We start from the raw sequence: 23,160 nt of genomic DNA on the forward strand, positions 1-23,160 counted from the left end.
CCATGAGGCCCAGTGTGCCACGGGCCCCCAGTCATGCAAAACAGTTGTGTTTGTGAATCAGCTGAGAAGCCCGCGGTTCGCCGCCTGTCGGTGCCCGCCGGTAGCGTGGACAGACGATGGATATCACGGTCGCTCCCCACGCCTCAGCCGCCGATCCCAGTGAACCAGCGTCCGCGCCCGCGGAGCTATCGCGCCGGGACGGTGGTGGTTCCGGCGCGTCCGGTGGCGGGCTGGCCGAGGCGGCGGCGCGGCACAGCGCCGAGCAGGAACAGCGCCGCAAGGAACGCGAGCAGCGCCGCGTCGAGGAGACCGAACGCCTGCTCGACGGACTGAATCCGCAGCAGCGCGCTGCCGTCGTGCACGCGGGCTCACCCCTGCTGATCGTCGCGGGCGCCGGCTCGGGCAAGACCGCGGTGCTCACCCGGCGCATCGCCTACCTGCTCGCCGCGCGCGGCGTGCACACCGGGCAGATCCTGGCGATCACCTTCACCAACAAGGCCGCCGCCGAGATGCGCGAGCGGGTCGCGGGGCTGGTCGGCCCGCGCGCGGCCAGCATGTGGGTCTCGACCTTCCATTCCAGCTGTGTGCGCATTCTGCGGATGCAGGCCGCCCTGTTGCCTGGCCTGAATTCGAATTTCTCCATCTACGACGCCGACGATTCGCGCCGTTTGCTGACGATGATCAGCCGCGATTTCGACATCGACACCAAGAAGTATTCGGCGCGGTTGCTGGCGACCGCAATTTCCAACTTGAAGAACGAACTCATCGGGCCCGAGCAGGCCGCCGCCGACGCCGAGGCCGACGAGACGGAACTGCCCGCGCTGGTGGCCCGGGTCTACGCCGAGTACCAGAAGCGGCTGCGTGCGGCCAATGCCATGGACTTCGACGACCTGATCGGCGAGACGGTCGCGCTGTTGCAGAACCACCCGCAGGTGGCCGAGTACTACCGGCGCCGGTTCCGGCACGTCCTGGTCGACGAGTACCAGGACACCAACCACGCGCAGTACGTCCTGGTGCGTGAACTCGTCGGCCACCACAGCGCGCAGACCGACGAGGAAGCCGGCGTCGAGCCGAGCGAGCTGTGCGTGGTCGGCGACGCGGATCAGTCCATCTACGCCTTCCGCGGCGCGACGATCCGCAACATCGAGGAATTCGAGCGCGATTTCCCCGACGCGGAAACCATTCTGCTGGAGCAGAACTACCGCTCCACCCAGCACATCCTCTCCGCCGCCAACGCGGTGATCTCGCGCAACGAGGGCAGGCGCGAGAAGAAGCTGTGGACCGACTCGGGCGAGGGCGAGCTGATCACCGGCTACGTCGCCGACAACGAGCACGACGAGGCCGCGTTCGTCGCCAAGGAGATCGACAAGCTGGTCGACGCGGGCGACGCGAACTACGGCGATGTCGCGGTCTTCTACCGCACCAACAACAATTCGCGGGCGCTGGAGGAGATCTTCATCCGGATGGGCCTGCCGTACAAGGTGGTCGGCGGCGTCCGGTTCTACGAGCGCAAGGAAGTCCGCGATGTGGTGGCCTACCTGCGCGTGCTGGAGAACCCCGACGACGCGGTGAGCCTGCGCCGCATCCTCAACACCCCGCGCCGCGGGATCGGCGATCGCGCCGAGGCGTGCGTCGCGGTGCACGCCGAACAGCGCGACATCGGTTTCGCCGCCGCGCTGCGCGACGCCGCCGACGGCAAGGTCGCGCTGCTCAACACCAGGGCGGTGCGGGCCATCGCCGGTTTCCTCGACCTGCTCGACGAGATCCGCGCGACCGGAAAGCGCGCCGACAGCGAGTATCCCGACGTGGGCAATGTCGTCGACGCGGTGCTCGACCGCACCGGGTACCGGGCCGAACTGGAAGCCTCCGACGATCCGCAGGACGGCGCGCGCCTGGACAACCTGAACGAACTGGTCAGCGTGGCCCGCGAATTCAGCTCCGAGGCGTTCAACAACGCCGAGGCCGCGCGCGAGGAGGGGCTGCTGCCGGAGGCGGGCGACGGCGAACCCGAGCCCGGCTCGCTCGCGGCGTTCCTCGAGCGGGTGTCGCTGGTGGCCGACACCGACCAGATCCCGGACGAGGGGTCGGGCGTGGTCACCATGATGACGCTGCACACCGCGAAGGGCCTGGAGTTCCCGGTCGTCTTCGTCACCGGCTGGGAGGACGGCCAGTTCCCGCACATGCGCGCGCTGGGCGATCCGACCGAGCTGGCCGAGGAGCGCAGGCTCGCCTACGTCGGCATCACCAGGGCGCGGCAGCGGCTCTATCTCTCGCGCGCCGTGGTGCGCTCGGGCTGGGGCCAGCCGGTGTCGAACCCGGAATCGCGGTTCCTGCAGGAGATCCCGCAGCACCTGCTGGACTGGCGTCGCCTGGAGCCGGTGGTCTCGCCCGTCCAGCGTGGCCGCAGGCGCGAGGAGAGCGGTTTCGAACGCGACTGGACCAGGGGCGACGGCTGGGACCAGCGTCCCGGTGTGCGCGGCGGCACCGGTCAGCGCAGGCCCGCGCCGGGCGGCGGCGCGGTCAAGCGGAACAACACCGATCTCGTGCTCGCCGTGGGCGATCGGGTCAGCGACGACAAGTACGGCCTGGGCCGGGTGGTCGCCGCCGACGGTGTCGGCCCGTTGGCGACCGTCACCATCGACTTCGGCACGGCCGGAAAGATCCGGCTGATCCCCCAGTTCAGCCGGACCATTGTGAAGCTGTAGGGCGAACCTCAGTGCGGCAGTAGATCCGTCAGGGCTTCGTCGAGAGTCGGATAGCGAAAGGCGAAGCCCGCCTTGTGCAGGACTTCCGAGGTGGCGTGGCGGCCGGTCAGGCCGAGAGCCGGATCGGTGCGCAGGACGACGGCGCCGACCTTCAGGATCGCCGCCGGGGTCGGCGGCGACGGCGGCCGGTGCAGCAGGCGGCGCAGGGTCGCCATGAGTTCGGTGTTGCGGACCGGGAATTCGGTCGCGGCGACGAGGACGCCGTCGGGGAGGGCGAGGTCGGGATCGAGGCCGAGCGTCGCCCGGACGACGGCGAGCCAGTCCTCGATGTGGATCCAGCTGAACCACTGGTCACCGGGGCCGACCCGGCCGCCGAGGCCCGCCTTGGTGAGCTGGGCGAGGCGCTTGAGCGCGGGAGCGTCGGGATCGAGGACGATGGAGGTGCGCAGGATCGTCCAGTGCGCGGCGCGGGCCGGATCGAACGCCTCCTCCCACGGCTGGGCGACGCCGGTCATCTGCGGCAGGCCCACGGGCAGGGGAGTGGTTTCGGTGCAGCGGGTTTCGCCCGCGTCCGACCAGATCGCGGTGGTGCTGGCCTGCACCCAGTAGTCGACCGGGGTGTCCCGCAGCCCGGCGGCGGCGACCAGGGCAGCGGTGGAATCGACTCGGCTGGTGCGCAGTTCGGTGATGTTGCGTTCGGTGGGGCGGCAGTCGACCAGCTTGCCCGCCAAGTTGATCACCGCGAGCCTGCCTGGTTCCCGCAGTTCCGCGGCCCAGGCGCCGACCGAGCGGCCGTCCCATTCGGTCTGCCGGAACGGCAGCGCGGGCACGCGCCTGCGGGTGAGCAGGGTGACGCGCTGGCCGCGACAGGTGAGGTCGGCGGCGATCTGGGTGCCGAGCGCACCGGTACCACCGGCGATGACCACGGTGAGCGCGTCGTCGGCGGGCACCAGCCCGGCCAGCCGCGCCAGTCGCGAGAAGTTCACGCGCGCATCGGTTTCGATGAACGGCCGGACCACCGCGCGCGCCGCCGCGGCGGACGGACCGGTGAACCGCAGCTCCTGGGTGATCTCGGTGCCGCCGTCGCGCGGGGTCAGCCGCCAGGTGAGCCGCATGGCTCCGGCGGGTTCGGGCTGTTCGATGCTCAGTTCCCGGTCGGGGATGACGGTGGTGACGGTGAACGATTCGCCGAATCGGCCGTGGACACGCGCCGCGACCTGTCCGCTCGGCAGGTAGTCACCGGTGGCGCCGACGGCGACCGGCCCGTGCATCCGCACCGACCGCACGCCCGGATTCCACTCCGGCCACTGTTCGAGATCCCCCAGGACGCTCCACACGGATTCCGGTGGGAGCGCGATGAACTGCGTGTACTTCGTCGTACCAGCCATGACTGGAACGCTAACCGGGACCGGCGGCACTGGGAAGGGTGCCGCTGATCACCTCACCTCAGTCGCGCTGGGCGCCCAGGCTGATGCCGCGGGTGGCCAGCCACGGGACCGGATCGATCTTGTCGGTGCCGTTGAGCCACACCTCGAAGTGGCAGTGCGGGCCGGTGGAGAAGCCGCGGTTGCCCATGGTGGCGATCTGATCGCCCGCCATGACCCGCTCACCCTGCACCACGGTCGCGGTGTCGATGTGGCCGTAGATCGTGACGGTGCCGTCGTCGTGCAGGACGCGCACCCACATGCCGAAGCCGGAGGCGGGCCCGGCCTCGATGACGGTGCCGTCGGCGACCGAGTAGATCGGGGTACCGATCGGACCGGCGACGTCGATGCCGAGGTGCTGCACACCCCAGCGGGCGCCGAAACCGGAGGTGTAGTTACCGGAGGTGAACTTCGCGAACAGCGGGCGCAGCTTGGCCGATTCCTGCGCGGCGAGATCTTCGGCGAACTTCTGGCCCTTGGCGAGGATGTCGTCGAAGTGGCTCTTGTCGGCGATGGTGGTGGCGTCGAGAACCGAAGCGCCGGTGCCGTTCTCGTCGAGATCGGCGGTGCTCATCGACTGGGCCGCGATCTCGTGGATCTGACCGGCGGCCTCGTAGTCGACACCGTGCGCCGGCTGGCCCGGATCGGCCATCGCGGCCTGACCGGCGGCGACGACAGCGCCCGCGGCGACGGCGATGACCGCGGCGCGGCCCTTCAGTGCGGCGGGGGGAGCGGGCACGCGGTGCGCGCCACCACGACGTTCGGCGCGGCGCGGCGCGGGCTCTTCGGATTCGGTGGCGCGGGTGGGCTCCCACGCGGTGGCGTAGGTGCCGGAGTCATAGGTGTCGGACTCGTCCGGAGTCCACTCGTCTTCGGCGGGCGTCCACGCGCTGTCGGCGTTCCAGTGGTTCTGGTCCTGCCAGGTGTTCTGCTGCGGCCACGCGGGCTCGGGCGCCGCGGCGGGCGCGCGCCTGCCCTGCGGGTGCGAGGTGTACTCGTCGGTGTACCGGTAACGGTGGCCGGAGTTGGTGCGATCTTCGACTGTGAAGGTGGAGCGGTGGTTCATCGGCTGCGCCGAATCGCCGACGGCTGTTCCAAGCGAGTGCTGACGTGCCTCAAGCTTGTCGTCCTCCTCAGTCCTGACTTGCCAGTCGTGACCTGGTTGTCGTGACCTGGTTGTGACTTCGACCGCATTGACGGTAACGAAGCGATTGCAGAGTGGCAAGCGCTCGCCGAAAACGTACCGTAGTGTGTGAGATTCGTCACCGTAACGCGTCGGAATATCTCACCATTTCGAGGCCTCCCGGGTGAGGACCTTCGACGACATAACGTAGTAGATCGTGAGGGGTCACGGCTTTACGTGTCCCGACCTGCCACGGTGCCGGAAATCGCCGAAAAACTACTCGCCAGTAGCCTTGGCCAGCGGTTTTCCCGACCTCCCGTAACACGTCGTGACCTGCGCCACTTAGGATGAATGTGGCCGATTGGCCCTCCATGTGACTGGTTAGAGTCCGACCCGACCCGCTACCGACGTCGGGCCGCCAACAAAGACGTTGTCATAGCAACGCAGACGAGACGGTGAGTACATGGATCTCTTCGAATATCAGGCGAAGGAGCTCTTCGTTAAGCACGGAGTGCCTTCGTCCGAGGGTCGTGTTTGCGACACGGCCGAAGAAGCTCGCGCGATTGCCGAGGAAATCGGCAAGCCGGTGATGGTCAAGGCGCAGGTCAAGGTGGGCGGCCGTGGTAAGGCGGGTGGCGTCAAGTACGCCGCCACCCCGGAGGACGCGTTCACGCACGCGCAGAACATTCTCGGCCTGGACATCAAGGGCCACATCGTCAAGAAGCTCCTTGTCGCCGAGGCCAAGGACATCGCGGAGGAGTACTACATCTCCTTCCTGCTCGATCGGTCCAACCGCACCTACCTGGCCATGTGTTCGGTCGAGGGCGGCATGGAGATCGAAGAGGTCGCGGAGAAGACCCCCGAGCGCCTCGCCAAGATCGCCGTCGACGCCGTCAAGGGTGTCGACCTGGCCTTCGCCCGTGAGATCGCGGAGAAGGGCCACCTGCCCGCCGACGTGCTCGACGCCGCGGCCGTGACCATCCAGAAGCTGTGGGAGGTCTTCATCTCCGAAGACACCACCCTGGTCGAGGTCAACCCGCTGGTGCGCACCCCGCAGGACGAGATCCTCGCCCTCGACGGCAAGGTCACCCTGGACGAGAACGCCGAGTACCGGCACCCCGATCACCTGAACTTCGCCGACGTCGACGCGACCGACCCGCTCGAGCTGAAGGCCAAGGAGAACGACCTCAACTACGTCAAGCTCGACGGTGAGGTCGGCATCATCGGCAACGGCGCCGGCCTGGTCATGTCGACCCTGGACGTCGTCGCGTACGCCGGTGAGAACCACGGCGGCGTGAAGCCGGCCAACTTCCTCGACATCGGCGGTGGCGCTTCGGCTTCCGTGATGGCCGCGGGTCTGGACGTCATCCTGGGCGACGCGCAGGTCAAGAGCGTGTTCGTCAACGTGTTCGGTGGCATCACCGCGTGCGACGCGGTCGCCAACGGCATCGTGAAGGCGCTGGAGATCCTCGGCGACGCGGCCACCAAGCCGCTGGTCGTCCGTCTCGACGGCAACAACGTCGACGAGGGCCGCAAGATCCTCGCCGAGGCCAACCACCCGCTGGTGACGCTGGCCCAGACCATGGACGAAGGCGCCGACAAGGCCGCCGAACTGGCCGCAGCCAAGTAAGGAACACGAACATGTCCATCTTCCTGAACAAGGACAACAAGGTCATCGTCCAGGGCATCACCGGCGGCGAGGGCACCAAGCACACCGCGCTGATGCTGAAGGCGGGCACCAACGTCGTCGGTGGCGTGAACGCGCGCAAGGCGGGCACCACCGTCACCCACACCGACAAAGACGGCAACGAGATCGAGCTGCCCGTGTTCGCTTCCGTCGCCGAGGCGATGGAGAAGACCGGCGCCGACACCTCCATCGCGTTCGTGCCGCCCGCCTTCTCCAAGGACGCCATCGTCGAGGCCATCGACGCGGAGATCCCGCTGCTCGTGGTCATCACCGAGGGCATCCCGGTGCAGGACTCCGCCTACGCGTGGGCCTACAACGTGGAGAAGGGCGAGAAGACCCGCATCATCGGCCCGAACTGCCCCGGCATCATCACCCCCGGCGAGGCGCTGGTCGGCATCACCCCGAACAACATCACCGGCAAGGGCCCGATCGGCCTGGTGTCGAAGTCGGGCACCCTGACCTACCAGATGATGTACGAGCTGCGCGATTTCGGTTTCTCGACCGCGATCGGCATCGGCGGCGACCCGGTCATCGGCACCACCCACATCGACGCCATCGAGGCGTTCGAGAAGGACCCGGAGACCAAGATCATCGTCATGATCGGCGAGATCGGTGGCGACGCCGAAGAGCGTGCCGCGGCCTACATCAAGGCCAACGTGACCAAGCCGGTCGTCGGCTACGTCGCCGGCTTCACCGCGCCCGAGGGCAAGACCATGGGCCACGCCGGCGCCATCGTCTCCAGCGGCGGCGGTACCGCGCAGGCCAAGCAGGAAGCGCTCGAGGCCGCGGGTGTGAAGGTCGGCAAGACGCCGTCCGCCACCGCCGCGCTCGCGCGCGAGATCCTGGAGAAGGCGTCCATCGCCTCCGCCTGATCCGCACGCAACAGCTACGAAGGCCGCCTCCAGGTTTGACCGGGGCGGCCTTCGTCGATTCTGCACAGGGCGGTGGTTGTCCACAGCCCGCTCGGTAGGTGATGACCGGGGACAGGACGTGCAGTAGCGTCAGTAACCGGATCAGCACCAGTCAGTTCGACGCGACCGTGCGCACGACTCGACAAGGAGACGACGACATGTCCTACCCGACCGGGGGCTCCGGGTACAACGCACCCGCGACACCCGCCGCGCCCAGCCAGGGCCCGAGCACCGGTGCCGCCGGCGCTGCGCCATCGTCCGCGACCGACGCGGAAGGCAAAGGGCTGCCCTTCATCCTGACCGCGGCGACCGCAGGCCTCGGCGTGCTGACCTTCCTGCTCGGCTTCCTGCCGTTCGTCGGCACCAAGCCGGTGACCATCGGCGGCACCACCGTCAGCAGCGACGAGACCGACAGCTTCTTCGCCTACTTCGGCGGCTCGGCCACGCTGGGCATCGTGCTGCTGGCCGGTCTGCTGGCCGGTGTGTCGTTGCTGCCCAAGCAGAAGCTGCTCGGCGCCTCGGCCGCGGCCGCGGTGGCGGGCCTGTTCGCCGTGCTCGCGCTGACCTTCTCGGTCCCCGAGGGCGCCGAGCTCGAGTTCGGCGCCTACATCGTGATCGTCTTCGCGCTGCTCACCGCGGCCGCCGCGATCGTCGCTGTGCTGTTCGAGCTGGGCATCATCAAGCCGCCCGCGCCCAAGCCCGCCCAGCCGCAGCAGCAGCCGGGTCAGTACGGCCAGTACGGCCAGCAGCCGGGCTACGGCCAGCAGGGCTACGGCCAGGGCACCGGCCAGCAGGCGTACGGGCAGGGCGGTTACGGCCAGAGCCAGACCGGCGGCCAGTACCCGACCCAGTCGCCGTACGGCCAGCAGAGCCAGCCGTCGGTGCCGCAGGCGCCGCAGCCGTCCTACGGTCAGCCGGGCCAGCAGCCGTCCTACGGCCAGCAGCCGCCGCAGTCGCCGTACGGCCAGCAGTACGGTGCGCCGCAGCAGCAGTCGCCCTACGGTGCCGCGCCGCAGGCGCAGCCGCGGCCGGACGAGAGCGCGACCCAGCACTTCGGCGGGCAGCAGCCCGGCCAGGGTCAGCCCTTCGGCGCGCCGACCTACGGTGGCGCGCAGCCCGGTGCGGCCGCGCCGCAGCAGGGCCAGCCGTTCGGTGGCGAGCAGAACGCCGACCCGGCGTCCGACGCGACGACGGCGTTCCGCCCGACCGACGACAACAAGTAAACCGACGGCCGCCGCGCGTGGCACAGGTTCGATCGCGAGCCCACAGGTGCGCCTGTGGGCTCGCGGCGCGCCTGACCCGCGCCCGCCGGGGAAGCTGCCACGCTGAATTGTCATGAGCTCCCGTAACGCCCTCGTGCGCCGGACCTCCGGGTCACGCGGTGACGGGGAGGCCACCGCACCGCCGTCCGGGCACGGTCACGAACCGCCCTGGTGGTCGCTGTCGCCCGAGCGGGCGCGCACACTGCTGCTGGTCGCCGCCCGGCCGACGATCTGTGGGCTGGCGGCGACGGTCCTGCTGGTCCTGGTGGTCATGCTGACCACCGATACCGATCTGACCAGCGCGCCCGGTGCGGTCGCGGCGACCTGGCTCGCCGCCCATCAGGTTCCGCTGACCGTCGGCCGGACGACGCTGGGTGTGCTGCCGCTCGTCCCGACCATGATCCTGGTCCTGATGGCCGCCCGCGAATGCGCCCGCGCGGTGCCCCGCCGTCCCACCCCGGTCGACCTCGGCTGGCTCGCCGGCGCCGTGCTCGCCGGCCCGCTGCTGATGACCGCCGTCTGCCTGGCCGTCACCGGTGACGCCGCGGGCGTCACCCCGCTCGAACCGCCCGGCCCGGTGACCGCGTTCGGCTGGGTGCTCGTGCTCTACCTCGGCGCGGCGGCGGGCGGGATCGCCACCCGCGCCTGGCCCTCGGTGTGTGCGCTGCTGCCGGTCGAGATCCCGGCGTGGGCCGTGCTCGGCGCCCGCGCCGCCCGGCGCACCGTGCTGCGGATGCTGGGCTGTGCCGCGCTGGCCACGGCGGTGTCGTTCTTCCTGCACCTGTCCCGGCTCGACGGCGCGTACGACCAGGCGCACAACGTCACCGACGTGCTCGGCATGACGCTGCTGTCGCTGCTCTATCTGCCGAACGTGGTGATCGCCGCAGCCGGCATGCTGTGCGGCGCGCCCGTGCAGTTCGGCGCGGGGTCGGTCGGGCTGTTCGGGGTCACCGCCGGACCGGTGCCCGCCCTGCCCGCGCTGATCCCGCTGCCGGAGGGGCCATCGGCGGCCTGGTGGCCGGTGCTGCTGCTGATCCCGATCGCGGTGGGGGTGCTCGGCGGTATCGAGCTGGGCCGCACCAGCGACGACCGGCCGGGCGCGCCGTGGGCGACGCTCACCTCCGCCGCGCTGTCCACCCTGATCTTCCTGGTGCTCGCGATCCTCGGCGGCGGACAGCTCGGCGCCGTCGGCCGCGCCGGGGTCGACCTGCTGATGCTGGTCGTGCTGATGGTCACCTGGTTCGGCTTCGGCGGTTTCGTCGGCATGTTCTTCGCCCGGCGCTTCCTCGCCCCCGCCGCCCCGGCCGACGACTACGACGAGTACGACGACGACACCTACGCCGACCACGACGACTTCGACGACGAGTACGACGACGAAGACGACTACTACTACGACGACGACGAGGACGAACCCGACTACGACGACGACGATTCCGCCGTCGAGGTCGACGCCGAACTGGTCACCGACTTCGACGACGACGTCGAGGTGAGTATCGCCGCGCCGGGCTCGACGGCCCCGCCGACCGACGACATCGTCGACGCGGAGGTCGTCGAGTCGGACCTGCCGGAAGGTGACAAGAGCACCGGTCGTTAAGCTCGACCCGGCGGTATCGCCGATCGCCGCCACCCGACACACGCAGGAGTAGAGCGCTGACGTCCTCGTTTGCCCAGTGGAAGCCCGCAGGGACACCGGCTACCGTCGTCGTCCTCGCCTCGGGCACCGGCTCGCTGCTCAACGCGCTGCTGGCCGCCGCGCGCGAGCCCGGCTATCCCGCGAAGATCGTCGCGGTCGGCGTCGACCGGGTGTGCCAGGCGACCGAACACGCCGAGACCGCCGGGATCGAGCACTTCCGGGTCGCGGTGCGGGACTTCGACGATCGGGCCGCCTGGGATCGCGCGCTGACCGAGGCCGTCGACGCCTTCCGGCCCGACCTGGTTGTCTCCGCCGGCTTCATGAAGATCGTCGGTCCCGCGTTCCTCGAGCGGTTCGGCGGCCGGTTCATCAACACCCATCCCGCGCTGCTGCCCTCGTTCCCGGGCGCGCACGGGGTGCGGGACGCGCTCGCCTACGGCGCCAAGGTCACCGGCTGCACCGTGCACCTGGTCGACGGTGGTGTCGACACCGGCCCGATCCTCGCGCAGGAGGCGGTCGACGTGCTGCCCGGCGACGACGAGGCCGCCCTGCACGAGCGCATCAAGGTTGTCGAGCGACGGTTGCTGGCGGAGGTCATCGCCGCTGTCGCCACCCGAGGCATTGTCTCCGACGGACGAAAGGCAGAAATTCCAGATGAGCGAGCACGCCGGTGAGTGAACGTAAGGCGATCCGCAGGGCGCTGGTGAGCGTCTACGACAAGACCGGGCTCATCGAGCTGGCCACCGGACTGCACGCCGCCGGCGTGGAGCTGGTGTCGACCGGTTCGACCGCGGGCAAGATCGCCGAGGCGGGCATTCCGGTCACCAAGGTCGAGGACCTGACCGGTTTCCCGGAGACCCTCGACGGCCGGGTCAAGACCCTGCACCCCCGGGTGCACGCGGGCATCCTGGCCGACACCCGCCGCGCGGAGCACGTCGCCCAGCTCGCCGAGCTGGGCGTGGAGGCCTTCCAGCTGGTGGTGGTGAACCTCTACCCGTTCACCCAGACGGTGGCCAGCGGCGCGAGCATCGACGAGTGCGTCGAGCAGATCGATATCGGCGGTCCGTCGATGGTGCGCGCCGCCGCGAAGAACCACCCCTCGGTCGGTGTGGTCGTCGACGTCAACGACTACGACGACGTGCTCGCCGCGGTGAAGTCCGGCGGCTTCACCCTCGCCGAGCGGACCGGCCTGGCCGCCAAGGCCTTCCAGCACACCGCGAGCTACGACGTGGCCGTCGCGAGCTGGATGGGCTCGGTCGCCGTGCCCGCCGTGCAGCCCGAGACCGAGCAGTTCCCCGGCTGGGTCGCCGGTTCGTGGGAGCGCGCCGCGGTGCTGCGCTACGGCGAGAACCCGCACCAGGCCGCCGCGCTGTACACCAGCAACGACGGCACGGTCGGCATCGCGCAGGCCGAGCAGCTGCACGGCAAGGAGATGTCGTACAACAACTACACCGACGGTGACGCCGCCTGGCGCGCCGCCTACGACTTCGACGAGCCCGCCGTCGCGGTGATCAAGCACGCCAACCCGTGCGGCATCGCCGTCGGCGCCGATATCGCCGAGGCGCACCGCAAGGCCCACGCCACCGACCCGGTCAGCGCCTACGGCGGCGTGATCGCGGCCAACCGCGAGGTCAGCGTGGAGATGGCCGAGCAGGTCGCCGAGATCTTCACCGAGGTCATCGTGGCCCCCGGCTACGCGCCCGGCGCGGTCGAGGTGCTGCAGCGCAAGAAGAACGTGCGCGTGCTGGTGGCCGAGCCGCCGCAGCGCAAGGGTGTGGAGCTGCGCCCGATCAGCGGCGGTGCGCTGCTGCAGGACCGCGACGTCCTCGACGCCACCGGCGACGATCCGGCCAACTGGACCCTCGCCGCGGGCGACCCGGCCGACGCCACCACCCTGGCCGACCTCGAATTCGCTTGGCGCGCTTGCCGTGCCGTGAAGTCGAACGCGATCCTGCTGGCCGACGACGGTGCCGCCGTCGGCGTCGGCATGGGTCAGGTCAACCGGGTCGACTCCTGCAAGCTGGCCGTCGAGCGGGCCGGTGAGCGGGCCAAGGGCTCGGTCGCCGCGTCCGACGCGTTCTTCCCGTTCTCCGACGGCCCGCAGATCCTGGTGGCCGCGGGCGTGCGCGCGATCGTGCACCCCGGTGGCTCGATCCGCGACAAGGACACCGTCGAGCTCTGCAAGGAAGCCGGCGTCACGCTGTACCTGACCGGAGCGCGTCACTTCGCGCACTGAGTCACGGCGAACCCGAACGGGTGCCGCACCGAATCCTCGGTGCGGCACCCGTTCTCGTTATCCGGCGTCGACCACCTGGCGGCTGCCCAGCGGTGACTTCAGGGTGATCTCGACGGTGCCGAAGACGGCGTTCATGGTGCACATCTTGCCGACCGCGTCGGCGCGGGTGCCCCCGCGCAGGGCGACCGCGACGGCGGTGGCCGACTCGGTGACGGTGACGTCGACGCCGTAGCACTCCGGGTTGCCGGTCTGGAAATTCACGCCGATCGTGTTGTCGCTCAGGCGGGTCCACGAGGTGAAGGGCAGGGGATGGGGGTTGACGATGGTGGGATCGGGCGTGAATCGATGGCCGAGGCTCGCGTTGCCGTCTTCCGGCCGGGCGCTCGTTGTCGTCGAATTCGATTGGGGTGCAGCGTCATCGGAGCTCGAGCAGGCGGTGATCGGGCCCAGCAGCACGGCCAGGGCGGCCGCGGCGGCGGTGAAACGCGACGTCGTTCGCATACCGTGAGCCTAGTCGGCGTGGCGTACGCGCTCGCCCGGCCGAGTGGGGCATTCTAAACGCGATACTCCCCACAGTGAACTTTCCGCGAACCCTGCGCGTAACTCACCCGTTTCGGCTCGGTGGGGACTACATTCGCTTCCGATGCGACGCCGTGGCAAGCGGCGAGCATCACTGATGTTGGATGCTCTGCAACTGGATCTTCGAAAGGACAAACGTGGGCGACACGCTGCGCGTAGGCGAAGAACTGGGACTGGGACAGTCCCTGACCGGCGGTGCGTACACCCTGGCCCTGCAGCCGGACGGCAACCTTGTGCTGACCGAGCCCGACGGTAACGTCGTGTGGGCCGCACAGACTCATGGGCAGGACGTGCAGCGCGCGGCCCTGCAGCACGATGGCGACTTCGTCATCTACAAGGGTGACGGCTCGCGCGTCTGGGCGACCGACACCAGCGGCAAGAACGTCGAGCGCCTGGTGGTGCAGCCCGACCGCAACGTCGTGCTCTACGGCACCGACGACTCGGTCGCGTGGGCCACCGCCACCAACACCGACAACCCGCTGCCCGCCCCGGCTGCCGAGCCGGAGCCGGTCGCCGCCGCCCCGATCGCCGAAGAGGTCCCCCCGCCGCCCGCGGCGCAGACCTACACGGTCGAGCCGGGCGACACCCTGTGGGCCATCTCCGAGCGTTTCTACGGCGACGGCAATCGCTACCACGAGATCGCGTCGGCCAGCGGTATCGACAACCCGGATCTGATCAACGCGGGCCAGGTCCTCACCATCCCGTGATGACGTAGCCGCAGCGTTCATCGCCTGCACAACGAAAGTGGCCCCGAGGCAACAGCTTCGGGGCCACTTTTGGTTCTGCGGTGTCTACCGGCTGGTGAAGGGCAGCAGCGCCATCTCGCGCGCGTTCTTCACCGCGACGGCGACCTGACGCTGCTGCTGCGGGGTCAGGCCGGTCACCCGGCGGCTGCGGATCTTGCCGCGGTCGGAGATGAAGGTGCGCAGCAGGTTGACGTCTTTGTAGTCGACGACTTCGATGCCCGCGGCGATCAACGGGTTCTTCTTCGGCTTACGGCCCTGCTCGGCGCGTGCCTTCTTGGACGGTGCTCGCTTCACTGCCATGCGATGTTCCTTCTCACGAGATCAGTGGGTGTCTACCAGCTCGATTTGTGGACCCCAGGGAGCTCGCCCCGGTGGGCCATCTCGCGCACACGAACACGGGAGAGGCCGAACTTCCGGAGATGGCCGCGTGGCCGGCCATCGGCTGCATCCCGATTGCGCAATCGTACCGGACTGGCGTCGCGGGGCTGGTTGCGCAGTTCCGCCTGCGCGGCGGCCCGCTCGGCGTCCCCGGTGGACGGCTTGCGGATGAGCTCCTTGAGCTCGGCGCGGCGGGCGGCGTAGCGTGCCACGATCGCGCGGCGCTGCTCGTTGCGGGCGATCTTGGACTTCTTCGCCATCAGCGCTCCTCGCGGAAGTCGACGTGCTTGCGCACGACGGGGTCGTATTTGCGCAGGACCAGCCGGTCGGGGTCGTTGCGGCGATTCTTGCGGGTGACGTAGGTGAAGCCGGTCCCCGCGGTGGACTTGAGTTTGACGATGGGCCGGATATCGGTCGATTTCGAGGCCATGGGCGCTGCTCCTAGATCTTGTCGCCGCGGGCGCGGATGCGGGCCACCACGGCCTCGATCCCGTCCCGGTCGATGGTCTTGATGCCCTTGGCGGAGACCGTCAGCGTGATGCGGCGGCCCTCGCTGGGCAGGTAGTAGGTCTTGCGCTGGATGTTGGGGTTCCAGCGCCGGTTGGTGCGCCGGTGTGAGTGCGAGACGGCTTTTCCGAAGCCGGGCTTGCGACCGGTGACCTGGCAGTGGGCCGACATGCGACCTCCATCCATGGTGATGACAACCATTTTCGACAACAGTTATTCCGCACTGTACCGTTGGGGTAACGTAAATGAAAATCGTTATCGAAAGGGGTTTCGGGTGCTGGACCAGTCCGACCGGAGAACGCCCGTCGTGCTGCTGGCCGGCTTCTCCGGACCTGCCATGACCGGCGTCGAGCACATCGCGGCGACACTGAGCGCCGACGCGGGCACCGTGGTGGTGCACCACGACCTCGCCGAGCTGCGCGAAGGCGTCGTGCGGCGCACGGTGCGCACCGCGGGCACCGTCACGACCACCGTGCTGGAGCTCGCGCACGGCTGCGTGTCCTGCACGCTGCGCGCGGATCTGCTGCCGATGCTGTGCACGCTCGCCGCCCGCGAGCACGTGCGCCGCATCGTGCTCGCGCTCGACCCGGCCATCGAGGCCGAGGCGCTGTGCCACGCGATCGACACGGTCGAGGTGACCGGAGTGGCGGACCGGGTCGACGGGCCCGCGAGCCGGAACGTACGGATCGAGGCCACGCTGACCTGCCTGGACGGGCAGCAGTGGCTGGCCGACGCCACCGGCGACGAGGTGCTGGCCGACCGCGGGCTCGCCGCGGCCGACGACGAGCGGACGGTCGCGCAGGTGGCCGTCGGCCAGGTCGAGTTCGCCGACGCGCTGGTGGTGCTGGCCACCGGTGTCGACGCGCTCGACCGCGAACGGCTCGGCGCCGTCCTGGGCCGGATGACGCCCACCGCGCCGGTCGCCTGGCTCGACCAGCTGCCCGCCTTCGACGCGGTCGAGGTCGGCGCGCTGCTGACCCGCGTCCCGGCCGACGCGCGCCGCGGCCGGATCTTCGACGCCCACGCGCCGCTGCTGCGCGGTCAGCCGCCGCTGACCACCGACTGCGGTGTCTCGCTCATCGAATTCGCCGCGCGCAGGCCGTTCCATCCCGGCCGGCTGCACGACGCGCTGGACGTGCTGTTCGACGGTGTGGTCACCGCGCGCGGCCGGATCTGGCTGGCCACCCAGCCCGACCAGGTGGTCTGGCTGGAATCGGCGGGCGGTGGCCTGCGGGTCGGCGGCGCCGGTCGCTGGCTGGCCGCGATGAGCGCCGAGGAGCAGGCCGAGGCCGATCCGGACCGCCGGGCGATGGCCGCGCTGCGCTGGGACGAGCGGTTCGGCGATCGCGATGTGTCGCTGGTGATCCTGGCCCACGACGCCGATCCCGCCGAGATCCGGCACGCGCTGCACTGGGCGCTGGTCGAGGACGACGAGCTGCTGCTGGTCGACCGGGCACCGGAACGAGTCGCGTTGTGGGACGACCCCTTCGGCGACTGGCACGAAGACCCCTGCGCCGATCCGTCCGAGGCCCCGGCCACGGCGGGCGAGCGCACCGAGAGAGGAGAAACGTCATGAAAGCGGGCATCCACCCCGACTACCACCCGGTGGTCTTCGAGGATTCGAGCACCGGCAAGCGGTTCCTGACCCGGTCGACCTCGACCAGCGATCGCACCGTCGAATGGACCGACGGCGCGACGTATCCGTTGCTGGTCGTCGACGTCACCTCGGATTCGCATCCGTTCTGGACCGGCACCCATCGCAATCTCGACACCCAGGGCCGGGTGGAGAAGTTCGAGCGCAAGTACGGAAAGCGTTCGCGCGCAGGCAAGGAGGGCTGAGTCATGGCAGTGCCGAAGCGCAGGATGTCGCGGTCGAACACCCGCAGCAGGCGTTCGCAGTGGAAAGCCGCCGTTCCGCAGCTGGTCCCGGTCACCGTCGCCGGTGTGGAATACCAGGTGCCGCGTCGTATCGTTGGGGCAGTGCGGAAGGGTCTGATCGACCCGTCGCGGATCTAGGTTCGCCCGTACGCGGAGTTCGAGAGCTGGTTCGGAGGGGACAACCCGGATCGGGGATCGGACAACAGCAACGGCCTGCCGGATACGTCCGGCAGGCCGTTGTCGTCGCTGGTGCGAGGGATCAGCCCTCGCGCTCGGCCAGTTCGGCCAGGGCCGCGGCGAGCTGGAAGAACTTGTTGCTGCCGAGGTCGGCGATGGTCTTGATCTTCAGGGCCTCGAGCAGCTGCTTGTCGTGCGCCTCGGTCAGGCCGGCCAGGGCCGACGGCGGCGCGGCGAGGATTTCCTTCAGCGTCTTGTTCTCGTATTCCTTGTCGAGAACTTTGTCGAGCACCACGTTGACGGCCATGCGAACTCCTTCGAACGAACCTTGGATGTGCTGGGCGAGACGAATGCGCCCCGGCCGACGATAACCCGCTGACGGGCCTGGTGGGGGCCGAACGCGCCGTCAGCGGCCGGTTCTTCCGCGCACGCTGTCCAGGGGGCTTTCGGTGCGGTTGTCGTGCCTGCTCAGCGCCGGATCGGTGGGTGCCGGGCAATCGGCCGGTTACCGATGTGACAGATGCCACTTGGCGTGAGCAGGGCGGACGGCTTGCCGGGCGATTGCTGGAAGGCGCATAACCAACTCTTGGTTTGTTTTGTGGCACAAGAAAATTCCCGAGTGACTGATGCGGAGTCCTTGGCGGGTATGTACTCTCGTGCGGGAGGGCGGGTTCTCCGGTTAAGGAGAACCCGCTCATCGCCACTTCAGGGGCGGTTTTCGGGCCGAATGCGGTCCGTCGCGATGGATTCCGCGAGCGGGGCGCTCGTTCACAAATTTTCCGACAAACCGGACGTTAGCTGGTCACCGGACGGCGACGGTGCGCGCCTCGCGCTGGCGTTCGGCCGCGTCCCGCCGGTCCGGCGCGATCAGCACCGCGGTGATCGGCACCGTCAGGCCGAGAGCGCCGAGCACGAACATCGGGAACACCAGGTCGAACGGGGTGAGCCCGCCCGGCGTCCGGCTGCCCGGATCGATCGTGAACTCCAGTGCGGCGAGCGCGGTGTAGTACACGGCGGCGACGCCGACCGCGAACAGTGCCGAGGCCGCCACCCGCACGAGGACCACCCGCACGACCTGGAACGCCCACAGCGTCGCGGTGCACAGCGCCATCGACGCCAGCACGGAGACACCGATCAGCCCCAGCGACTCGTCCACGGTGCCCTGCACCGCCAGCGCGTCCAGCGTCAGGTAGGTCGACAGGCCGACGCTGAGACCCATCGTCAGCCCGCCGATGATCAGCCGCGGCAGCTGCGGGGTACGGCCGCCGATCAGCAGACCGGCCAGCACGCCGACGACCGCGGTGGCGGCCGCCGCGGCGCCGAGCGCCGCGTTGTACCGCAGCGTGGTCTCCTGCACCCGGATGCCGAGCAGCGCCACCGAATTCGCCAGCCACAGGCCGACCCCGCCGAGCGAGACCGCCGCCATCGTCAGCCAGAGCAGCCGGAACCGCTGGGAGTACTTCGCGTGCCGCACACAGGCGAACGCCACCAGCGCGCCGAGGACCGACAGGCCGAACGCGAGCCAGGCGATGCCGGTACCGCGACCGAACGTCTCGGCGCCGGTCGCGGCGAGCAGGTCAGCCACGCCGGCCGGCCTCCTCGAACTGCTGCGGCTCGAGCTGCGCGATGGCGTACTCGGTGACCGCCGCCAGCGCCTGCCTGACCTCGACCGCGTTGCGCGCGTCGATGTCGACGATCGGGATGCCCTCGCGCACCGAGAGCGCCTCGCGCAGTTCGGCGATCGGGAAGCGGGGCGCGTTCGGGAAGCGGTTCACCGCGATCAGGAACGGCAGCCCGCGCGCCTCGAAGAAGTCGACCGCGGCGAAGCTGTCCTCCAGCCTGCGGGTATCGATCAGCACCACCGCGCCGATGGCGCCGCGGATCAGGTCGTCCCACATGAACCAGAACCGCTTCTGGCCGGGCGTGCCGAACAGGTACAGCACCAGGTTGCCCGGCAGCACGATGCGGCCGAAGTCCATGGCGACGGTGGTCGTCTCCTTCTCCGGCGTCTCGGCGAGATCGTCGATGCCGTCGGAGAAATGGGTGACCATCGCCTCGGTGCGCAGCGGAACGATCTCCGACACCGCACCGACGAAAGTCGTCTTGCCTGCGCCGAATCCGCCTGCCACGACGATCTTGGTCGACGCGACCCGTTGATCGGGGTTCGGGGGGCGCATGCCCTCAGAGGCCACGGAGTCCACGCAAAGTCCTCTCCATCAGTGATCGGCGTTCGTCATAGCTCGCCTGCTCGGTCAGCGTCGAATGCACTCGAAGAATCCCGCCGACTACGAGATCGCCGATCATCACCCGGACCATACCCAGTGGGCGTCCGAGGTATGCAGCTATTTCCGCGACCGAGAGCCGATGTGTACCCAGTCGCACGATTTCGGTGCGCAAGTCCCCTACGGGCCATTCCATGTGCGCGGTGTAGGAGACCGTCTCCACCACTGCCTCCAACGGCAGCGAGATCGCGGGCTCGGTCCGGCCCGAGGTCAGAGCGTAGGGCCTGACCCTGGTTGTCGGCCGGTTTTCTGATCCGTACGGACTCGACATCTCACCTCAGCCGGCGGAGCGGGCGGTGGCGGTGACCGCCGAGCCCACTCGGTCGACGAGCAGCGCCATCTCGTAGCCGATGCGGCCGATGTCGTGGCTCTTGTTGGCCAGAACCGCGAGGTGCGAGCCGTTTCCGACGCTCATCACCAGCAGGTATCCCCGCTGCATCTCGACGATCGACTGCATGACCTTGCCGCCGTCGAACAGATGCGCCGCGCCCATCGATAGACTCGCCAGCCCCGCGGTCACCGCGGCCAGCTGCTCGGCCCGGTCCGAGGGCAGGTGCGGGCTGGTCGCCTGCAGCAGACCGTCCGCCGAGACCAGCACCGCGTGCGAGACGCCGGGCACGTCCCGGGTGAAGCGGGCGACCAGCCAATTCAGATTCTCGTCCGTGGGGTGCGCGTTGCTCATTCGAGGCCTCCGTCGTTGTACTGGATCTCGGCACGGCCACTGCGGACGCCGCTGAGATGTCTGGTCAAGTTGTTGCGGATCTCCTCGGGATCGCGAGCACCCGCCTCCTCGGCCGGGGTGAGACCGCCGGGGACCAGCTGGGCGCCCGGTTTACGGATCGGTAGGCCACCGACGGTGCGCGACGATGTCGGTGGATTGCCCGCGCTGGCCGCTGCCGACCAGCCCGCGTCTCCGGGGGAACTCCATGATGCGCCGTTGCCGCCGGATTCGGCAGTGGCGGAAGCTGGTTCGACGAGCCATTCCGAGACCATCCGCTGATAGATGGGGGTCGGGGCCTCGCCGGGCACCGGTTGCAGCCGGGTGCTCGCGGTCGGCATCGGATCCGCCGCGGCGACCGGCGCGGGCGTCGGCTCGGGTGCCCGTTCGGGCTCGGGTAAGCGCGGCACCTGCCGTGTCTCGGTGAGCTCGCTGAGCGCGGAGGCGGGAACGCGTTGCGGCAGGCCGATCGTCCTGGCCGGGGGCTCGTCGACCGGGGCGGTCGCCGGGACCGGCAGGTCGTCGGTGTCGTGCTCGTGCTCGGCCCACAGCCCGGTCGGTTCCTCGGGCTCCGGCTCGGGCTCGACGGGTGCGGGCGGCTCCTGGCCGTTGGGCCGCCGCTGCGGCAGGCCGGCTCCGGTCAGCGGCGCACTCGGCGGCTCGATGTGCTCGGCGGGACCGAAGCCGGTCGGCACGAGGGGATTCGGGCCGGTCGGCACCAGTGGGTTCGGGCCCGTCGGCACCAGTGGGTTCGGGCCCGCGGGCACCGGTACAACGAGCGGGTTCGGGCCGGTCGGCGACATGACCGGATTGGGACCGGTGATGTCGGCGGGGGTCAGGGCGTGCGGGCCGATGGCCGAGGGCACCAGCGCGTGCGAGCCGGTCGACACGATCGGGTTGGGGCCGGTCGGCGGACCCGACACCGTGGGCGGCGGCGAGACGAGCGCGCTGGGCAGGTGCACGCTCGCGGTGATGCCCGGCTGCGGCGCCTGGGTGGAGGTACGCCGCAGGCTGACGGTGATGGTGTGCCGCTTGGCCAGTCGGCCGACGACGAAAAGACCCATCCGGCGGGCGGTCTCGATGGTGACCTCACCACCGGAGGCGAGCCGGTCGTTGGTGGTCTGCAGGTCGTCGGCGGACATGCCGAGACCGCGGTCGGTGATCTCGATCAGGTAGCCGCCGTCGACCGCGCGGCCGACGATGACCGCCACCGAGGTGCTCGGCGGCGAGTAGCGCAGGGCGTTGTCGATGAGCTCGGCGAGCAGGTGCTCGATGTCGACCGCGGACTCACCGGCGACGACACCGTCGGGCACATTGCCGATCTCGACCCGCTGGTAGTCCTCCACCTGCGAGACCGCGCTCCAGAGCATGTCCGACAGCGGCACCGGCGGCAGGTGACCGCGGCGCAACACGGTGCCGGCGAGCACCAGCAGGTTGTCGCCGTTGCGGCGCATGCGGGTGGCGAGGTGGTCGAGCCGGAACAGCGTCTGCAGGCGCGAGGGGTTGTCCTCGTCGTGCTCGAGCTCCTCGATGAGCGCGAGCTGCTGCTCGACCAGCGACTGGCTGCGCCGCGACAGCGTCTCGAACATGTTGCCGATCTGCAGGCGCAGGCGGGCCTGGTCGGCGGCCAGGTTCAGGGCCTGCTCGTGGATCTCGTCGACGGCGCGGGCCAGCTGGCCGATCTCGTCGGTGGAATGCACGCCGACCGGGGCGATCTCAGGCGTCGCGCCGCCGCTGCGGACGACCGCGAGCTCGTCGGGCAGCTTCACGTGCGCGACCTCGAGCGCGTCGCGCCGCAGCCTGCGCACCGGGACGACCAGCGTGCGGGCCACCGCGAGGGCCAGCGCCAGACCGGCCAGCAGCATGCCGAGCACCAGGGTGGTCTCGCGCAGCGCGCCGGTCTGCGCGTTGGCGGTGTTGGTCTCGAGGGTGTGGTCGATGCTGTCGAGCAGCTGGTTCAGGCTCGACGCGTAGGTGTCGGCGCTGACCTGGAGGGTGTTGAGCACCGCGGCGTTGCTGGTCGGGTCGCCCGCGTTCTGGCTGAGCACGCTCATCCTGGTCTGGACGGCGTCCATCATCGCGGCCCGGCTGCCCGCCTTCTCCGGCATGATCATGGCGTAGGTCATGATCGTGGTCATCTCGGAGCCGAGCTCGACCAGCATCCGCGCCCGCGCGCTCTGGCTGCGGCCCGCGTCGGGGGAGACGACCAGCAGCCGCTGGTGGGTGAGGATCCGGCGCGCCTGATGCAGCGCGGTCAGCTGCAGGAAGTAGCGCTGGACGACGAAGTCCTCGACGTTCGGCGTCTGCGCGAGCGCGTTCGCGATCCGCTCGGCGATCTCGTCGGACTGCTCACCGACCATCGCCGGGGAGCCGCCGCGCACGGTGTTGCGCAGGGTGGCGCCGGTCGCGGTGGCCGCGGTGAGCTCGGTCTGGATCGTCGGCGAGAGCCGGGCCGAGCGCATGGCGCTCTGTACCTCGGCCAGCGCCTGGTCGTAGGTGGTGAGGGCCGCGTCCGTCTGCGGGTCGGCGATCGCGCCCCAGTTGGCCGTCGCCGCGACCGCGAGTTGCTCGGTGGCGGTGGCGAATTTGACGACGGGCCGGATGACGGTGGCTTGCTCGGTGGCGGCGCTGAGCTGCGTCATCATTTGCAGCTCGTTGTTGATCCGGAGCACGGCGAACGTGGTCGCCAGCATCACCGGCAGCACCAGCACCACACCGACCTTGCGCGTAACCGACCAGTTCGACAGGCTGAATTGCCAGGAGCGCGATGCAGGTTCCATCCGCGTGCGTTGCCTCTGCTTCCACGTGAGACCCCGGCCCGCGCGGGGAGGTCGCGGAGCGATGCGAGCGCAGAACCAACTGGAGGTCTTCTTTTACCGCAGGAAAGATACCCGGCTGGGTGGGCATCGGCAAT

Annotated in this window: 24 protein-coding genes; 11 read left to right on the forward strand and 13 right to left on the reverse strand. The window is 69.6% G+C overall.

Annotation, left to right across the window (positions count from 1 at the left end):
* Nucleotides 1-116: 116 nt before the first annotated feature.
* Nucleotides 117-2,705: a DNA helicase PcrA gene (pcrA, locus tag ACFYWJ_RS09590; RefSeq protein WP_355273533.1), complete on the forward strand. Its 2,589-nt coding sequence runs from the start codon at nt 117-119 to the stop codon at nt 2,703-2,705.
* Between the two features lie 8 nt (nt 2,706-2,713).
* On the opposite strand, the gene ACFYWJ_RS09595 is transcribed toward pcrA, so the two are convergent.
* Together ACFYWJ_RS09595 and ACFYWJ_RS09600 are read right to left on the reverse strand one after the other, a co-directional pair.
* Complete coding sequence (locus tag ACFYWJ_RS09595; protein WP_355273530.1) at nt 2,714-4,093, reverse strand: DUF1731 domain-containing protein; 1,380 nt, start codon at nt 4,091-4,093, stop codon at nt 2,714-2,716.
* Nucleotides 4,094-4,151: 58 nt separating this feature from the next.
* Nucleotides 4,152-5,195 (reverse strand): M23 family metallopeptidase, encoded by a 1,044-nt coding sequence (locus ACFYWJ_RS09600; RefSeq protein ID WP_355273528.1) that lies wholly within the window; start codon nt 5,193-5,195, stop codon nt 4,152-4,154.
* Between the two features lie 520 nt (nt 5,196-5,715).
* On the opposite strand from ACFYWJ_RS09600, the gene sucC reads away from it, so the two are divergent.
* From sucC to purH, 6 genes are all read left to right on the forward strand, one after another.
* Nucleotides 5,716-6,882: an ADP-forming succinate--CoA ligase subunit beta gene (gene sucC / locus ACFYWJ_RS09605; protein WP_355273526.1), complete on the forward strand. Its 1,167-nt coding sequence runs from the start codon at nt 5,716-5,718 to the stop codon at nt 6,880-6,882.
* An 11-nt stretch (nt 6,883-6,893) separates the two neighbouring features.
* Nucleotides 6,894-7,811 carry a succinate--CoA ligase subunit alpha gene (sucD, locus tag ACFYWJ_RS09610; protein WP_355273523.1) on the forward strand — a complete coding sequence of 306 codons (918 nt, stop codon included), beginning with the start codon at nt 6,894-6,896 and terminating at the stop codon, nt 7,809-7,811.
* A gap of 197 nt (nt 7,812-8,008) precedes the next feature.
* Nucleotides 8,009-9,073 carry a DUF5336 domain-containing protein gene (locus tag ACFYWJ_RS09615; protein ID WP_355273520.1) on the forward strand — a complete coding sequence of 355 codons (1,065 nt, stop codon included), beginning with the start codon at nt 8,009-8,011 and terminating at the stop codon, nt 9,071-9,073.
* 112 nt (nt 9,074-9,185) lie between these two features.
* Nucleotides 9,186-10,706, forward strand: coding sequence for a DUF6350 family protein (locus ACFYWJ_RS09620; protein ID WP_355273518.1), 1,521 nt, complete (start codon nt 9,186-9,188; stop codon nt 10,704-10,706).
* Between the two features lie 56 nt (nt 10,707-10,762).
* A complete protein-coding gene (purN, locus tag ACFYWJ_RS09625; RefSeq protein ID WP_355274625.1) occupies nt 10,763-11,419 on the forward strand; it encodes a phosphoribosylglycinamide formyltransferase in 657 nt (218 codons plus the stop codon).
* Nucleotides 11,416-12,981 carry a bifunctional phosphoribosylaminoimidazolecarboxamide formyltransferase/IMP cyclohydrolase gene (gene purH, locus ACFYWJ_RS09630; RefSeq protein ID WP_355273516.1) on the forward strand — a complete coding sequence of 522 codons (1,566 nt, stop codon included), beginning with the start codon at nt 11,416-11,418 and terminating at the stop codon, nt 12,979-12,981. Before purN ends, purH begins: the two co-directional genes overlap by 4 nt.
* 57 nt (nt 12,982-13,038) lie before the next feature.
* Here purH and ACFYWJ_RS09635 read toward each other — a convergent pair whose 3' ends face one another.
* Nucleotides 13,039-13,482, reverse strand: coding sequence for a hypothetical protein (locus tag ACFYWJ_RS09635; protein ID WP_355273514.1), 444 nt, complete (start codon nt 13,480-13,482; stop codon nt 13,039-13,041).
* Nucleotides 13,483-13,697: 215 nt separating this feature from the next.
* On the opposite strand from ACFYWJ_RS09635, the gene ACFYWJ_RS09640 reads away from it, so the two are divergent.
* On the forward strand, nt 13,698-14,267 hold the full coding sequence (locus tag ACFYWJ_RS09640; RefSeq protein WP_355273511.1) for a LysM peptidoglycan-binding domain-containing protein: 570 nt from the start codon (nt 13,698-13,700) through the stop codon (nt 14,265-14,267).
* An 84-nt stretch (nt 14,268-14,351) separates the two neighbouring features.
* Here the strand turns inward: ACFYWJ_RS09640 and rpsR are convergent, their stop codons facing one another.
* The 4 genes from rpsR to rpmB are packed head-to-tail and all read right to left on the reverse strand — an operon-like array spanning nt 14,352 to nt 15,362.
* Complete coding sequence (rpsR, locus tag ACFYWJ_RS09645) at nt 14,352-14,606, reverse strand: 30S ribosomal protein S18 (RefSeq protein WP_022566236.1); 255 nt, start codon at nt 14,604-14,606, stop codon at nt 14,352-14,354.
* Between the two features lie 32 nt (nt 14,607-14,638).
* Nucleotides 14,639-14,944 (reverse strand): 30S ribosomal protein S14, encoded by a 306-nt coding sequence (gene rpsN / locus ACFYWJ_RS09650; protein ID WP_355273507.1) that lies wholly within the window; start codon nt 14,942-14,944, stop codon nt 14,639-14,641.
* Nucleotides 14,944-15,114, reverse strand: a complete 171-nt coding sequence (gene rpmG / locus ACFYWJ_RS09655; protein WP_068914580.1) for a 50S ribosomal protein L33 — start codon at nt 15,112-15,114, stop codon at nt 14,944-14,946. Before rpmG ends, rpsN begins: the two co-directional genes overlap by 1 nt.
* Before the next feature lie 11 nt (nt 15,115-15,125).
* Nucleotides 15,126-15,362, reverse strand: coding sequence for a 50S ribosomal protein L28 (gene rpmB / locus ACFYWJ_RS09660; protein ID WP_019049258.1), 237 nt, complete (start codon nt 15,360-15,362; stop codon nt 15,126-15,128).
* A gap of 103 nt (nt 15,363-15,465) precedes the next feature.
* Here rpmB and mrf point away from each other — a divergent pair, with 103 nt between their 5' ends.
* From mrf to rpmF, 3 genes are read left to right on the forward strand one after another with little or no spacing between them, the layout of a single operon-like run.
* Nucleotides 15,466-16,767, forward strand: a complete 1,302-nt coding sequence (gene mrf, locus ACFYWJ_RS09665) for a ribosome hibernation factor-recruiting GTPase MRF (protein ID WP_355273504.1) — start codon at nt 15,466-15,468, stop codon at nt 16,765-16,767.
* A complete protein-coding gene (locus ACFYWJ_RS09670) occupies nt 16,764-17,030 on the forward strand; it encodes a type B 50S ribosomal protein L31 (RefSeq protein WP_355273501.1) in 267 nt (88 codons plus the stop codon). Before mrf ends, ACFYWJ_RS09670 begins: the two co-directional genes overlap by 4 nt.
* A 3-nt stretch (nt 17,031-17,033) precedes the next feature.
* The gene (rpmF, locus tag ACFYWJ_RS09675; protein WP_355273498.1) at nt 17,034-17,207 is read left to right on the forward strand and encodes a 50S ribosomal protein L32; all 174 of its coding nucleotides are present in this window, start codon (nt 17,034-17,036) and stop codon (nt 17,205-17,207) included.
* Nucleotides 17,208-17,328: 121 nt separating this feature from the next.
* Here the strand turns inward: rpmF and ACFYWJ_RS09680 are convergent, their stop codons facing one another.
* From ACFYWJ_RS09680 to ACFYWJ_RS09705, 6 genes are all read right to left on the reverse strand, one after another.
* Nucleotides 17,329-17,553, reverse strand: a complete 225-nt coding sequence (locus ACFYWJ_RS09680; RefSeq protein ID WP_355273495.1) for a hypothetical protein — start codon at nt 17,551-17,553, stop codon at nt 17,329-17,331.
* Nucleotides 17,554-18,048: 495 nt separating this feature from the next.
* Nucleotides 18,049-18,831, reverse strand: a complete 783-nt coding sequence (locus ACFYWJ_RS09685; RefSeq protein ID WP_355273492.1) for a hypothetical protein — start codon at nt 18,829-18,831, stop codon at nt 18,049-18,051.
* Nucleotides 18,824-19,423 (reverse strand): ATP/GTP-binding protein, encoded by a 600-nt coding sequence (locus ACFYWJ_RS09690; protein ID WP_218717093.1) that lies wholly within the window; start codon nt 19,421-19,423, stop codon nt 18,824-18,826. The genes ACFYWJ_RS09685 and ACFYWJ_RS09690 overlap by 8 nt, the downstream gene beginning before the upstream one ends.
* 4 nt (nt 19,424-19,427) lie before the next feature.
* On the reverse strand, nt 19,428-19,799 hold the full coding sequence (locus ACFYWJ_RS09695) for a DUF742 domain-containing protein (RefSeq protein WP_355273490.1): 372 nt from the start codon (nt 19,797-19,799) through the stop codon (nt 19,428-19,430).
* A gap of 6 nt (nt 19,800-19,805) precedes the next feature.
* Nucleotides 19,806-20,210, reverse strand: coding sequence for a roadblock/LC7 domain-containing protein (locus ACFYWJ_RS09700; RefSeq protein ID WP_019049250.1), 405 nt, complete (start codon nt 20,208-20,210; stop codon nt 19,806-19,808).
* Nucleotides 20,207-23,026, reverse strand: a complete 2,820-nt coding sequence (locus tag ACFYWJ_RS09705) for an ATP-binding protein (RefSeq protein ID WP_355273487.1) — start codon at nt 23,024-23,026, stop codon at nt 20,207-20,209. Before ACFYWJ_RS09705 ends, ACFYWJ_RS09700 begins: the two co-directional genes overlap by 4 nt.
* Nucleotides 23,027-23,160: the final 134 nt, after the last annotated feature.

It is taken from the genome of Nocardia sp. NPDC003269, assembly GCF_042888005.1.
GTDB lineage: Bacteria > Actinomycetota > Actinomycetes > Mycobacteriales > Mycobacteriaceae > Nocardia.